Source organism: Fictibacillus phosphorivorans (genome assembly GCF_001619875.1).
Taxonomy (GTDB): domain Bacteria; phylum Bacillota; class Bacilli; order Bacillales; family Fictibacillaceae; genus Fictibacillus; species Fictibacillus phosphorivorans_B.
The window spans coordinates 799,965-813,652 of the sequence record NZ_LRFC01000001.1; the positions used below are offsets into that span (position 1 = coordinate 799,965).

The following is a 13,688-nucleotide window of genomic DNA, read 5'->3' on the forward strand; positions in this document are numbered from 1 at the left end:
TTTTTTGTACTTTTAGGATTTGGTTTTTTAATCGGAATTGCATATTGGGTTTGGGCAATTACTACGCAATCACAGCCTGGTGGGATGTAAAAGCTTGTTTGAAACTTTTAATGATAAAAAACACTTTGGAAAAGAGACAAAAAAATCGAGCCGCTCATGGCTCTTTTTTTGTACTTTAAAACATTTATAAAGTGGGTGTGATAGTAATGGAGGTGTAAAGATGAAAGAAAAATATCAAATTACCAACCGATTCATAAAAAAAGAATGGAGACAACGTCCAGGCGGGAATCGAATTCCTAAGTTTGCTGTAGCTCATGATACGGGTAACGCTGGTTCGACGGCTCAGCAAAACTATAATTATTTCAATAGCAAAAACCTAGAAGCATCCGCGCATGTCTTTATCGATGATAAACAAATCCTTATAATCATTCCTTTACATGAAAAAGCATGGCATGTGCGATCTGATGTATCTGATGCAAATGAATGGGGAATCGGCGTTGAACTTTGCTACGGTGGTGCCATTCAATTTCAAGAAGCATATAAACGGTATGTCTGGTTTTTTGCTTATTTATGTGAGTTGTATCAATGGGACCCTGAACGTCATATCAAGGGCCACTACCAACTAGATCCAAAGAGGCGAACAGATCCGCTGAATAGTTTTCATCAATATAATAAGACGTTCCCTTTTTTTATAGAGGATATTAAATACGAAAAAAAGAAACGAACTGTCCAAACAGAAGAATTTAAAGAAACCGTAACTTCACCTGGAAAGCTTTTTAAGGTGCAAATTGGAGCATTCTCTTCTCGAGAAAACGCTGAAAAGCTTGCATTGAAAGCAAAAGCAGCGGGATTTGCTGTTCATATCGATCACCTTTAATCGGCTATTTTTTCTTTTTTCCATGTGTAGTACACAAGTGCCATTCCAATTAAAACAAACAAAGGTTCAAGAATATTGGCTTCGGGACCACTTGTTACACGATGTAATTGGAAAACCCAGTGAAATAAGATGTTATCGACCGTTAAAAACAAGCCGATCGCAGCTAAAAATCCATGAAAAAATGATGTGCTATAGCGTTTGAAGATATACAGCAGAATTAGAAATAAAATGACCACGCCAAAAAATACAGCTCCTATTCGTTCGCCTGCTGTTACGGCTTTAAGCTCCCAAGCAAAAACTCTAATGGACCAGTGAGACATTACAAATAGACCAAATAAAAAACCAATCCAAATCTTCATGACAGCTCCTTCTTTACCTAACAAATTACGACATATTTTATGAATATAGGTTTCATATCTATTCAATAATGGTATATAAGTAGGAGGTTTGCAATAATTTTTTGTTTATATAGGGGGATATAGATAAAATGGAGCGCCAATTGAAAGAATTGGGGAAAAAGATCATTGATTGTAAATATGATCTGGCGAAGAAGATTGATGAAGTTCGAGTACAGCATGGAGAAAATCCGTCACCTCTAACAGATTTTGTGAAAGAAATTCGAGGTGAATTATTCTCGTATTTTGGAGAAGCGCTTTATGATGATTTTAAAGTGAGCGAAGAACGATTTATTAAGTGGGGAAAGAAGAATGGTGAACTTGCGGTACAGTACGAAGTCCCATTGGATACGGCCTTAAGCAGTACGAGATTTTATCGGATTGTTTTGTGGGAATTTATACGCAACGAAATAAAAAATGAACAGTTTTCGGTTGAAACGGTTTTAAAAGCCGCATCAATCATTGATCCTTTTTTAGATGAAACGGTTCATGCTTTTAGTGTAGCTTATGTCGAAAACAACAACCGAGTACTCGGATTGGCCCGTGAAGCGATTGAAGAGCTCTCTGTTCCGGTTGTTAGATTGACAAGATCTATTGCTGTTCTTCCACTAGTTGGAACGATTGATACACACCGTTCTAAGTTAATTATGGAAACATCGCTGCAAAAATGTATGGAATTGCAGGTCGAACATCTTTTTATCGATTTGTCGGGAGTACCTGTCATTGATACGATGGTGGCACATAACTTATTTAAAGTGATTAATTCACTCAAACTTTTAGGTGTTAAGGTAACATTAAGTGGTATGCGTCCAGAATTAGCGCAGACAGTGGTATCACTGGGAATCAGTTTCGAAGGGTTCTCGATCGCGGGTAACTTATACCAAGAGCTAGAAGCGATGGGAATCGGCCCTCAAACCAAATAGAACGAAGAAATATCTGTTTTTTTGACAGGTATTTTTTTCTTGTATAAAAAGAACGTTTGTTCGCATATAATATATAAAAAAGGAGGTTGCTTCATGACTAGCATGTTTTTGAGATGCATCCAGGAAAGGGCTGCGGTTGAGATGATTTATCTTTCCCGAAAAGGGGATATTTCACATCGGTTGGTAATTCCATATTCACTTCACGGAGATATCATTAAGGGCTACTGTTCGATTAGAAAAGAAATCCGAACTTTTCACTTGCAAAATATTTTATCTGCCCAATATCGTTTTTTGCCTTCTTAAGATCGGGGGAATTGTCGTGCAATACGGAAGCGAAGAAGAGCGTTCGCTCATTGAGAAATTTGTAATGTATCCGATCCTACTCACCGTGTTTAACCGGGACCTGCAAATTATTAACGGCTCTCCATTTAAATTAAGGCAACCATATGTCGCATTAATCGAACAGATTATGAATCAAATCAGTAAAGACCTATTTGATGTAAGAGTTGAACTGAGAAAAAGAAGAATAAAGGTGATGGATGGCAAGCGTGAAGGAGATATTACAGAATACGAGATATTTATACGAGGGTACCGAGAAATCATGCGATTTCCGAACATTCATTTAAAAAACAAAACTGAAACGCTGATGCTTTCATACCTTCACGTTTTAGCGGAATAAATCAAAAACATTTAGTTTCCTTTTTTATTCCAACTGTATACAATAAATGCAGAATATTTGATGATAATAGATCATTAGAAATTGAGGAACCGAATGGAACACTTTATTCAGCTTGCGAGACAATTGAATAAGGAGATCATGATTGAAAGCAAAAGTCCGTATGACCCGGTATGTCCGGTACATACTCCGCATCCTTGGCAAATGATAGGCTGTGGTAATTATGCGGCTGTTTTTGTACATCCGGACTACCCTCATTATGTCGTTAAAATTTATGGTAGGGATGAACACGGTCTTCTGGAAGAAAAGAAAGTATATGAGCGATTAGGGACTCATCCGTCATTTTCTATTTGTTATTACACAGAAAGCAGGTACTTAATTTTAAAACGAATCCAAGGTGTCACTCTTTATGACTGTGTACATAAAGGAATTAAAATCCCTGAGCATATCATTTATGACATCGATGAAGCGTTGAGATATGCAAGAAGGAAAGGATTAAAACCAAGTGACGTACATGGAAAGAATGTAATGATCTCAGGCAATAAAGGGATTATTGTGGATGTTTCTGATTTTTATAAAATGGAAGATTGCCGAAAATGGAAAGACTTGCGTAAAGCGTATTTCACGTTTTACAAAAAAACACTTTACCACTTTCCTGTAAAAATACCATATTTTGTTTTAAATGGTATCCGTGTAGGGTATAGGTATTATAGAATGTTAAAATCATATAAAGCAGTCAAATAATAGGATGAAATACCTATAAAAAACATTGGCTAAAATTACCTTTATAGGATATAATATCTATAAATCTATAGAAACCTTTGTTATTAAGGGCAAACCAGTTGAAAAGCTGGGACGCAAAGCTATGGGCCTAAAGTATGGTAAACATGCAATGGCAGCCGGTTGCCAAAGGGAAGCGGACTAATGTTTCGTTAGAAGTTGAATCGTAAAGTATGTTCTTGAAGATGAAGTGTCATTTATTGAAACACGAAAATCATCTTGGGAACAAAAACTGACATAGCGATTCGATGCCTACCAACATTAATTAAGCCATTCCCTAATTGGGTAATGGCTTTTTGTATGTAATTTTTCTAGATATGAGGGGTTGCAGAAATGGAAAACTTCCAACTAGACTTGCGCACACTCAAAAGAAACTTGTTTACAGACTTTCTGAGTTCTATTCCAAACATGATACATACCCACAAAGAGCATCTTAACCGATATGATGATTTTCATACGTTTCTAAATGGTTTTGTTCAGCAATACGAAAAGATATTAGTAAAGTTTTTACGGGGAATTGTTCATGCGGTTTTTTTACCGGAAGAACGGTTTGAATTATTTTTAAGAAAAGCCGAGAAAATGGCTTTTCGGTCTGGCATTCATTTTTTAAGACATCAGCATATTCCACATCAGGTTCTAGCTTGCTTTACAAACAGTATCAGTGAATCTGTTCTGCAGCAAGTAAAAAAACAAACAATGAATGAATCGCTTTTTGTTCAACTTTTTATGCTGGACAGATGGAACCGAATTTCGCATCGATCCGTTACAGGATTCTTAAGCGGATTTTCAGCAGAGCAATTTAAAGATTTAAAAGAAATAAGTATACGCGATCCGTTGACTAACCTTTATAACCGGCGCTACTTCTATGATTGTTTGGAAAAAGAGTTAAAGAAGACGCACAAACTAAACCTCCCGCTTACACTAGTTATGTTTGATATTAATAACTTTAAACAGATTAATGATGAGTATGGTCATCTTGCTGGAGATGAAATGCTTCAGCAGATCGCTGAGCTTTCAAAACGCTTAAAACTGTTTTCCGGATTTAGATTTGGCGGAGATGAATTTGTATTTCTTCTGCCAGGAATTACAGAAGCGGAAGCCTATATACTTGTTGAAAAGATGGAGAGCCAATTGATGGGTTGGAACAATTCAATATCACTTGCTTACGGGGCAATAGAACTACTCGCAGATGCGTGTGAAAACATTGATTATTACCTTCAACTGGCTGACGAACGGATGTATACGAACAAACGAGAAGTAAAAACGTGTGAAACATAAAATATATACAGGGACCTTGTGCTATGATTTTCCAATATAGCATAGAGGCGAAGGAAGATGCCTACATGAGAGATTTATTTGTAATAACAGAACACAGGTCTGAAAACATATCCTCTTTTTTGCGATGGTTCTTTCTAGTTCTTTGCATCCCGTTATTTTACTATCCTCCTTTTTCAAATGTATTGAACTATGAAACAGATACGTTTCCATTGCTGTTGGCGATAGGAATACTATACATGACCTCAACGCAAATCGTTCTACATAAATGTCATGAAAAATCCGTGCACTATCGCTTTTTTACTAGAGGCGGCATTGTTTTTGACTATATTGCTTACGTGTGGCTCATGCAGTTATCTGGAGGAGCAGAAAGTCCGTTTGTTTCAGTTGGTTATTTAATTGTTATTCACGCAGCGCTTTATTGGAGATTGAAGGGCGCTTTCTTGTTAGGAGCAGCAAGCTTTAGTATCCTGCTGTTCTTTTTTATACGAGACAGCGGTTATCAAGACACCATGGCTTCCTTTGAATTTTTTATGAAAAGCTGCTTCTTGTGGCTGATCGCATTGTATGGCGGTATTATCGCATCTAAAGAAAGACAGCATTATCTTGAAAAAAACATGTATCAGCTTCAATCCGAACAAGATTACTTAACAGGTTTGCTTAATCATAGAAAATTTCAAGAAGATGTATTAGAAAAAACAAAACAAAATAAGCCATTCACCCTTGTGCTTTGTGACATTGACCGATTCAAAAATTTTAATGACCAGCACGGTCACTTGATTGGTGATGAAGTGCTTAAGCTCGTAGGGTCTACATTTAAACGATACATCTCTTTAAAAGACGGAGAAGCTTATCGGTATGGCGGCGAAGAATTTGCGTGGATTTTGCATACAGCTAGCAAAAATGAAGTAAAAAAGATGATTGAATCCGTCAACATCCACTTAAGAAGATATCCTTATACGATAGGAAATGAACCGTTACCCGTAACATTGAGTTACGGTATAGCCATTTATTCAGCTGGTGAAAAGCCTGCCGAAATCATTCAAAGAGCGGATACGCTTTTGTATGAAGCGAAGTCAGCTGGAAGAAATACAGTAAAATTGGATACAATCAAAATCGAGGAAAATCAGCTAATGATGTAGCGGTTTTCTTTTTTTGTTAAGGTGGTTCAATATTAAAGAATTGTTCCTAAAGGATTTTGTATGAATCTCTTCTTTGGTAAGTTGATTGGAGTGTAAGGTGTGAGACTCTCGGCTAGGACAGGCGGGCAGGTGAGACACTTAAGAGTGAAACGTTCGAATGTGACTCACCGCCTGCCCCGCGGAAAGCGAAGCACCTGAAACGGAAATCGACCGCTATTAAGAGCAACCTTGATAAAACAGCCTTTTATTAAGAAAGCTATCCTTTAAATACCAGCTGTAAGGGCTCGTTTTTGAGGATGCGAGCCTTTGCCGTCCTGCTAGATTATGAGATAATAGAAACAGAATATATGTACGGAACAGGGGATGAACAAAATGAGTCTGCAATATATCATGGGACGATCCGGCAGCGGAAAGTCCCACTCTGTCTTTATGGAGATTCAAAGTAAACTTAAAGACGATCCAACCGGAAACCCGATCGTCTATCTGGTTCCAGATCAGATGACTTTTCAATCAGAATATAAACTTGCATCCACCCCTGGATTAGCAGGAATGATGCGAGCACAAGTGTTCAGTTTTTCAAGACTTGCTTGGCGTGTTCTTGGTGAGACCGGTGGCATGACAAGAATGCATATCACTTCTACGGGAATACGAATGATGCTTCGTAAAATCATCGAACACAAAAAAGAAGAACTGAAAATATTTAAGAAAGCATCAGAACAAAGCGGATTTTACGAACTGCTGGAGCTAATGACAACAGAGCTGAAACGTTATTGTGTGAGTACAGATGACCTTACATGGAACGCGGAAACTCTTCTCGCCCTCGGTCAAAAAGAGAATAATAAGAAGGTGCTCCAAGATAAATTATCCGATCTCAGCATCATCTCAGGTGCACTTGAACAATCACTCGCTGGCAAATATCTGGATTCTGAAGATTATTTAAGACTGCTTCAAGAAAAGCTGCCTTATGCTGAGAGTATAAAAAATAGTGAAATTTACATAGATGGATTTCATTCTTTTACACCTCAAGAGCTTGAAGTTGTCGCAGCTTTAATGGCACATGCAAAAAAAGTCACGATTTCACTAACAACAGATGAATCCAGTCAACCAGAATCAGATCCGCATGAACTTGATACGTTTTACATGACAAAGAAGACGGTTCAAGTTCTTAGTAAGCAGGCGAAGGAACTTGGTGTGGAACTAGAAGAACCGATTTTTCTTAACGAAAGTCCTAAATTTACTTCTCAAGCGATTGCTCATATCGAAAAGCAATATGACAGAAGACCTGCCGTTCAATCATCGGACGATGAAGGTATTCATGTTGCGGCTGCTGTAAATGTAAGGTCAGAAGTGGAAGGTGCAGCAAGAAAGATAGTAGAGCTTGTAAGAGATCATGGATATAGATACCGAGATGTAGCTGTTACGGTTCGAAACGCTGGTAGCTATCAGACGCTTATTGAGACCGTTTTTTCAGACTATGGCATTCCCGTTTTTCTGGATCAAAAAAAATCTATGCTTCATCATCCGCTTATTGAACTTATTCGTTCCTCACTAGATGTTGTTTTAAAAAATTGGCGGTATGAAGCCGTTTTTCGTGCGGTTAAAACAGATATGCTCTATCCGCTTGATGAAATTAGAAAAACTACCTCTGAGATGAGACGGTGCATGGATGAACTCGAAAACTATGTGTTAGCGCTTGGTATTCAAGGCAAGAGGTGGACAGATCCTAAGCCATGGAAATATAAAAGATTCAGAGGATTTGAGTCAGAAGACTTTGGTAAAACAAGCCGGGACGATGAAAAAGAACAATTGATTAATGATCTGCGTGACATGATTGTATCGCCTTTAAACCGTCTGTCAAAAGGGCTTTTAGCTAGCAGAAACGTTATTGATTATTGTAAAACCCTTTATCAGTATTTAGAAGATCTGCATGTCCCGATGAAACTTGAGCGCTTAAGACTGCAAGCAGAGTCTTCCGGAAAACTAAGAGCAGCGTCTGAACATGGTCAGGTTTGGAATGCGGTGTTAAATCTGTTAGATGAAATGGTAGAGCTTACGGGCGACGAAGAACTATCAAAAGATACATGGATGCAGATGCTTGAAACGGGTCTTGAGAGTATGAAGTTCGCCTTGGTTCCGCCATCGTTAGATCAAGTTTTAGTAGGGACGATGGAGAGATCAAGATTTACCGATGTAAAAGTAAATTTTGTGCTTGGTGTAAACGATGGCGTAATACCTCTTAAACCAAAAGATGATGGGCTGCTTTCAGAAGATGAACGGGAATCCCTCGAGCGAAACGGCCTTGTACTTGCGCCGACAGCACGGAGAAAGCTGCTCGATGAACAATTTATGATATATCTTGCCTTAACAAATGGTAGTGATCATTTGTTTGTTTCGTATGCCCTTGCAGATGAGGAAGGTAAGACACTGCAGCCTTCAATGGTTATTCAGCGGCTGCGTGACCTTTTTCCTTCTTTGAAAGAAGAGCTATATCAAAACGAACCAACTATTCAATCGGGTTTAGACTTTATACAGCACCCTGTTAAGAGTGTATCCTTTTTAAGTTCACAGCTGAGAGAATGGAAAAAAGGATATCCAATTTCACCTGTTTGGTGGGATGTTTACAACTGGGTTATAACAAATGAGAAACATAGCCATTACGCAAAAAGAGCATTATCGAGCCTGTTTTATTTTAACCGTGAGGCACCACTTAGTTCTTCTGTTTCGCGGGATCTGTATGGTGAGAAGATTTTAACGAGTATCTCTAGAATGGAACTTTTCCAGTCATGTCCGTTTTCGCAGTTTATGTCGTATGGATTAAAACTAAGAGAACGACAAATGTACAAACTCGAAGCTCCTGATATCGGACAATTATTTCACGCTGCCTTAAAACAGATGAATGATGCCCTTTTGCAAAGAAGAGTTTCTTGGGGTGATCTTTCAAAAGGGGATTGTTACCGGCTGGCGGGAGATATTGTAGAGCTGCTTGCACCGCAACTTCAGCATGAAATCTTATTAAGTTCAAACCGTCATCTTTATATAAAAAAGAAGCTTAAAGAAGTAGTTGGAAAAGCCTCGCACATTTTAAGCCAGCATGCAAAGGCAAGTGGATTTACTCCTGCTGGTCTTGAACTTGCATTCGGAGCGGGTGGGACATTGCCTCCATTGATCTATACGTTGCCAAACGGAACAACGATGGAAGTGATTGGACGTATTGACCGTGTTGATACTGCAAAGAGCTCTAAAGGACTTCTTATGCGTGTGATTGATTACAAATCGAGCTCTACAGGTCTGAACTTAGCTGAGCTGTATCACGGAATCGCCCTGCAGATGTTAACGTATCTGGATGTTGCGGTAACACATTCGCAAAATTGGCTTGGTGAGGAATCCGTGCCTGCAGGTGTCTTGTACTTTCATGTTCATAATCCGCTTCTTAATGAAAAGAGACTTCTAAGTGTCGAAGAGATAGAAAAAGAAGTGCTGAAGAAATTTAAGATGAAAGGCCTTGTGCTTGCTGAGCAAGAAGCGGTTCATCTTATGGATCGTACGATGGAAGACCGATCTTCCATCATACCTGTAGCTTTAACGCAAAAAGGATTTCATAAATCCCACTCTTCCGTTGCTACAGCAGACCATTTTAATACGATGAGAAAGCATGCACGGAAAATGGCAGTCAATAGCGGTGCAGGCATAACAAGTGGTGTTATTGATATCTCGCCATATGAAATGAAGAAGAAAACACCTTGTACATTCTGTTCGTATAAACCTGTCTGTCAATTTGATCAGACGCTTGAGGAAAATCAATATCGAGAGCTTCGCCCGGAAAAAGATGAAGTGATCTTAGAAAGAATGCAAGAGGAAGGAGGAACCGGCAATTGAAAACGTTAATCCCTAAACCTGAAGGTGCCACGTGGACGGATGAACAGTGGCAAGCGATTCAAGCGAGAGGCGAAAATATACTTGTCGCAGCAGCTGCTGGTTCAGGTAAAACAGCGGTTCTCGTAGAACGCATCATTACGATGATCCGTGAAAAGACGGCAGATGTTGACAGACTGCTTATCGTTACGTTCACAAACGCTGCAGCAGCTGAAATGAGGAAACGAATAGGAGAAGCGATTGATAGAGAATTATCTCAAAATCCTTCTTCTCTTCATTTAAGAAGACAGTTGAATCTATTAAATAAAGCTTCTATTTCAACACTTCATTCTTTTTGTATTGAAGTGCTTCGCAAACATTATTATGAAACGGATCTTGATCCAGGTTTTCGCGTTGCAGAAGAAACGGAAGCGGAACTCATTCGCCAAGAAGTGATTGAAGACCTTTTTGAAGAAGAGTACAGCAAAGGGGAAGACCATATTTTTTATGAAGTGGTTGATGCGTATAGTTCTGACAGAAACGATATGGAACTTCAAAAGCTTGTGCTGTCTCTTTATGATTTTGCAAGAAGTCATCCTGATCCTGACGGCTGGCTCGATCAGATGGCCGAAACGTACCAAGTGCAAGCATCTTCTATCGATGACCTTCCTTGGACGCAAGAATTACTGGCTGATATCTCAATCCAGGTCGAAGGGCTTCGGGCTTTGGCGCAAAGAGCACTAGAACTAGCAGAATCCCCTGGAGGTCCTCTTGCTTATGCAGAAACGCTGCATGATGATCTAGCTTTTATTAACAGACTGTATGAAGCAAAGAATAGCTGGAATCAGCTTTACGAAGAATTTCAGACATATGCTTCTCCTAAGTTAAAAGCTATTCGCGGAAAAGATGTGGATGAAGAACTAAAGAGTAAAGTTAAATCGATGAGAGACACCATTAAGAAAAGAACCGGCGCTCTAAAGACAGATTACTTTGAGAGACATCCTGATTCTTATATTGTTCATATAGAAGAGATGGCGCCGATCGTAAAGGAGCTTTCGACTTTAGTAAAAACGTTTGGACAGAGATATCGTGAAGCAAAACGGGAAAAGTCGCTTGTTGACTTCGGTGATCTGGAGCATTATTGCCTTTTTGTATTAAAAGGTGAAGGGTCAACGATGAATCACCCCGTTCCTTCAGATGCAGCCCTAGAGTACCGTGATCGATTTGTAGAAGTATTGGTCGATGAATATCAAGATACAAACTTTGTACAAGAATCCATTGTTCGTTTAGTGTCTAAAGATGGTGACAGTGGCAACATGTTCATGGTTGGTGATGTGAAACAGTCGATCTACCGGTTCCGTCTCGCTGAACCTCTTCTGTTTTTATCTAAGTATAAGCAGTTTTCAAAAGAAGGCGGAAGCGGCTTGCGAATCGATCTGGCTAAAAACTTTAGAAGCCGAAATGGCATTCTGCAAGCTACCAACTATTTGTTCAGACAGATCATGAACGAAAAGGTTGGAGAGATCGAATACAGTGAGGATGCAGAACTGAAGCATGGTGCGAGCTACTATCCAAAACAAGATGGCAATGAGCCTGAGCTGATTTTAATAAATAAAAGTCAGCATGTTGTAGATGAAGATGGCCTTGAGAGCGGTGAGATAGAAAAATCAGAGCTTGAAACCGTTCAGCTTGAGGCAAGAGTGATAGCAGAAAAAATCAAACAGATTGTGGGGAAAACAGGCAATTCTCCTCACCTTGTTTTTGATAAAAATACGAAATCAATGCGTCCAGCTAAATATAAAGATATTGTCATGCTGTTTCGGGCAACATCTGTATGGGCACCGGTCATACTAGAAGAATTTAAACAGCAGGGCATACCGGCTTATGCAGAACTTTCGACTGGCTATTTTGATGCGACTGAGATCCATGTCATGATGTCATTGTTGAAGGTAATTGATAACCCTTTACAAGACATACCGCTTGCAGCAGTTCTGCGCTCACCACTCGTAGGCATGACTGGTGAAGAGCTTGCCGTAGTAAGGTTAAAGCAGAAACAAGACAATTACCTTGGTGCAGTCGAGCTGTATGCTGCAGAAGGGGAGAATCCTGAAATTCGCGGGAAGGTTTCGCAATTTTTGAAGCAGCTGGAAACGTGGCGTCATCAAGCACGTCAAGGATCTTTAGCTGATCTTATATGGGACATCTACCGAGATACAGGTTACTTTGATTATGTTGGAGGATTGGCAGGAGGAAAACAGCGCCAAGCCAACTTAAGAGCACTATACGATCGAGCAAAAATGTATGAAAGCACTTCGTTTAGGGGTCTGTTCCGCTTTCTTCGCTTTATTGAGAGAATGCAAGAACGCGGCAAGGACCTTGGTGCGGCAAGAGCTCTAGGTGAGCAGGAAGATGTTGTTCGTGTGATGACTATCCATAAAAGTAAGGGGCTCGAGTTCCCAATCGTTTTCGTAGGAGGCATTAACAAACAGTTTAATACCAGAGATCTGAACGAGAAAGTTCTTCTTCATAAAGAACTTGGTCTTGGGACTCAATATATTAATCCTGAATATCGCGTTGCTTATCCAACTCTTCCGAAACTTGCAATTGCAGGCAGAAAGAAAATGGAGCTGATCGCAGAAGAAATGCGTGTACTGTACGTCGCTCTTACACGTGCTAAGGAAAAATTATACTTAGTCGGCACAGTTAATGACATTGAAAAATCCGCTAACAACTGGAGTAATTCTCTTTACGAAGAAAGTTGGATGCTTCCTGACTTTGAACGTGCCGGAGTAAAAAGCTATCTTGATTGGATTGGAAGAGCGATCATTCGCCATAAAAACGCTGATCCGCTTCTTTCTCTTCTTGGTACTGGAGAAAGAGGGAGAGGCGAAGTTTATATAGATGAGACCGATTGGAAGATTACGATTCTTTCAGCAAGTGATTACGAACAGTTAGAGATTGAAGAGAAGCAGAAACAAGAAGAGTTATTAGCAAAACTTGAAAACTCCGAACCAGTGGATTCTGCAAGTGAACATTTTGATGAAATTAAGAGACGTTTAGAATGGGGATATACCCATAATCTCTCAACCCTTACTCGTTCAAAGCAATCCGTTACTGAAATTAAAAAACAGTATCAAGCAGATGAGTACAGCTCGACAGATTTAGTAAAAGCCGCTCAGCAAGTGATTCATGAACGCCCTAGATTCATGCAAGAAACACAGTTGAATGCTGCTGAAGTGGGTACGGCAATGCACATGGTTATGCAGCACGTTGATTTTACAAAGAGTTCAATTGAAGAGCTTCAGGAACAGCTTGCTGAAATGGAAGCGAAGGAACTTCTTACTTCAGAACAAGCCGATTCTATTCAACTGCCTCACATACAGCATTTTATAGAAGGCCCTCTTGGAAAGAGAATAATAGAGAATGGTGATGTAAAGAGAGAGATCCCGTTCAGCATGGCGCTTCCTTTATCTGAGATTCAAAGAAATTGGAATGGTGAAGAAGAGCATGTGCTTGTGCAAGGGGTGATTGACTGCCTGCTTGAAGAGGAAGATGGCTTTATATTAATTGATTATAAAACGGATAAAATCACGAATCGTTTTACAGGAGGATTTTCAGGAGCAAAAGAAACACTTCTCAATCGCTACGAAATGCAGCTTACGCTATATTCAAAAGCGATTGAACGAATTTTAAAGAAGCCAGTTAAAGAACGTTACCTATACTTTTTTGACGGTGGGTACATCTTACAAGTGGAATAGAGGGGGATTA

The 13,688-nt window shown here is 39.5% G+C and carries 10 protein-coding genes and 1 riboswitch; of the genes, 9 read left to right on the plus strand and 1 reads right to left on the minus strand.

Annotation, left to right across the window (positions count from 1 at the left end; translation table 11 throughout):
• Nucleotides 1-220 precede the first annotated feature (220 nt).
• Nucleotides 221-877, plus strand: coding sequence for an N-acetylmuramoyl-L-alanine amidase (locus tag AWM68_RS04110; protein WP_066237216.1), 657 nt, complete (start codon nucleotides 221-223; stop codon nucleotides 875-877).
• Here AWM68_RS04110 and AWM68_RS04115 read toward each other — a convergent pair.
• On the minus strand, nucleotides 874-1,236 hold the full coding sequence (locus AWM68_RS04115) for a DUF2243 domain-containing protein (protein WP_066237220.1): 363 nt from the start codon (nucleotides 1,234-1,236) through the stop codon (nucleotides 874-876). The genes AWM68_RS04110 and AWM68_RS04115 overlap by 4 nt on opposite strands.
• A 128-nt stretch (nucleotides 1,237-1,364) precedes the next feature.
• Between AWM68_RS04115 and AWM68_RS21975 the strand changes: the two genes are divergently transcribed.
• From AWM68_RS21975 to addA, 8 genes are all read left to right on the plus strand, one after another.
• Nucleotides 1,365-2,195, plus strand: coding sequence for an STAS domain-containing protein (locus AWM68_RS21975; protein ID WP_066237223.1), 831 nt, complete (start codon nucleotides 1,365-1,367; stop codon nucleotides 2,193-2,195).
• Nucleotides 2,196-2,288: 93 nt separating this feature from the next.
• Nucleotides 2,289-2,498: a hypothetical protein gene (locus AWM68_RS04125; RefSeq protein WP_066237226.1), complete on the plus strand. Its 210-nt coding sequence runs from the start codon at nucleotides 2,289-2,291 to the stop codon at nucleotides 2,496-2,498.
• A gap of 16 nt (nucleotides 2,499-2,514) precedes the next feature.
• Nucleotides 2,515-2,874, plus strand: coding sequence for a hypothetical protein (locus AWM68_RS04130; RefSeq protein ID WP_066237229.1), 360 nt, complete (start codon nucleotides 2,515-2,517; stop codon nucleotides 2,872-2,874).
• A 93-nt stretch (nucleotides 2,875-2,967) separates the two neighbouring features.
• A complete protein-coding gene (locus AWM68_RS04135) occupies nucleotides 2,968-3,615 on the plus strand; it encodes a serine/threonine protein kinase (protein ID WP_066237232.1) in 648 nt (215 codons plus the stop codon).
• Nucleotides 3,616-3,693: 78 nt separating this feature from the next.
• Nucleotides 3,694-3,782: riboswitch (cyclic di-GMP riboswitch) on the plus strand.
• A 202-nt stretch (nucleotides 3,783-3,984) separates the two neighbouring features.
• A complete protein-coding gene (locus AWM68_RS04140; protein ID WP_066237235.1) occupies nucleotides 3,985-4,929 on the plus strand; it encodes a GGDEF domain-containing protein in 945 nt (314 codons plus the stop codon).
• Nucleotides 4,930-4,994: 65 nt separating this feature from the next.
• Complete coding sequence (locus AWM68_RS04145; RefSeq protein WP_066237238.1) at nucleotides 4,995-6,068, plus strand: GGDEF domain-containing protein; 1,074 nt, start codon at nucleotides 4,995-4,997, stop codon at nucleotides 6,066-6,068.
• 372 nt (nucleotides 6,069-6,440) lie between these two features.
• On the plus strand, nucleotides 6,441-9,944 hold the full coding sequence (gene addB / locus AWM68_RS04150) for a helicase-exonuclease AddAB subunit AddB (RefSeq protein ID WP_066237241.1): 3,504 nt from the start codon (nucleotides 6,441-6,443) through the stop codon (nucleotides 9,942-9,944).
• Nucleotides 9,941-13,678, plus strand: a complete 3,738-nt coding sequence (gene addA, locus AWM68_RS04155) for a helicase-exonuclease AddAB subunit AddA (RefSeq protein WP_066237244.1) — start codon at nucleotides 9,941-9,943, stop codon at nucleotides 13,676-13,678. The genes addB and addA overlap by 4 nt, the downstream gene beginning before the upstream one ends.
• Nucleotides 13,679-13,688 lie beyond the last annotated feature (10 nt).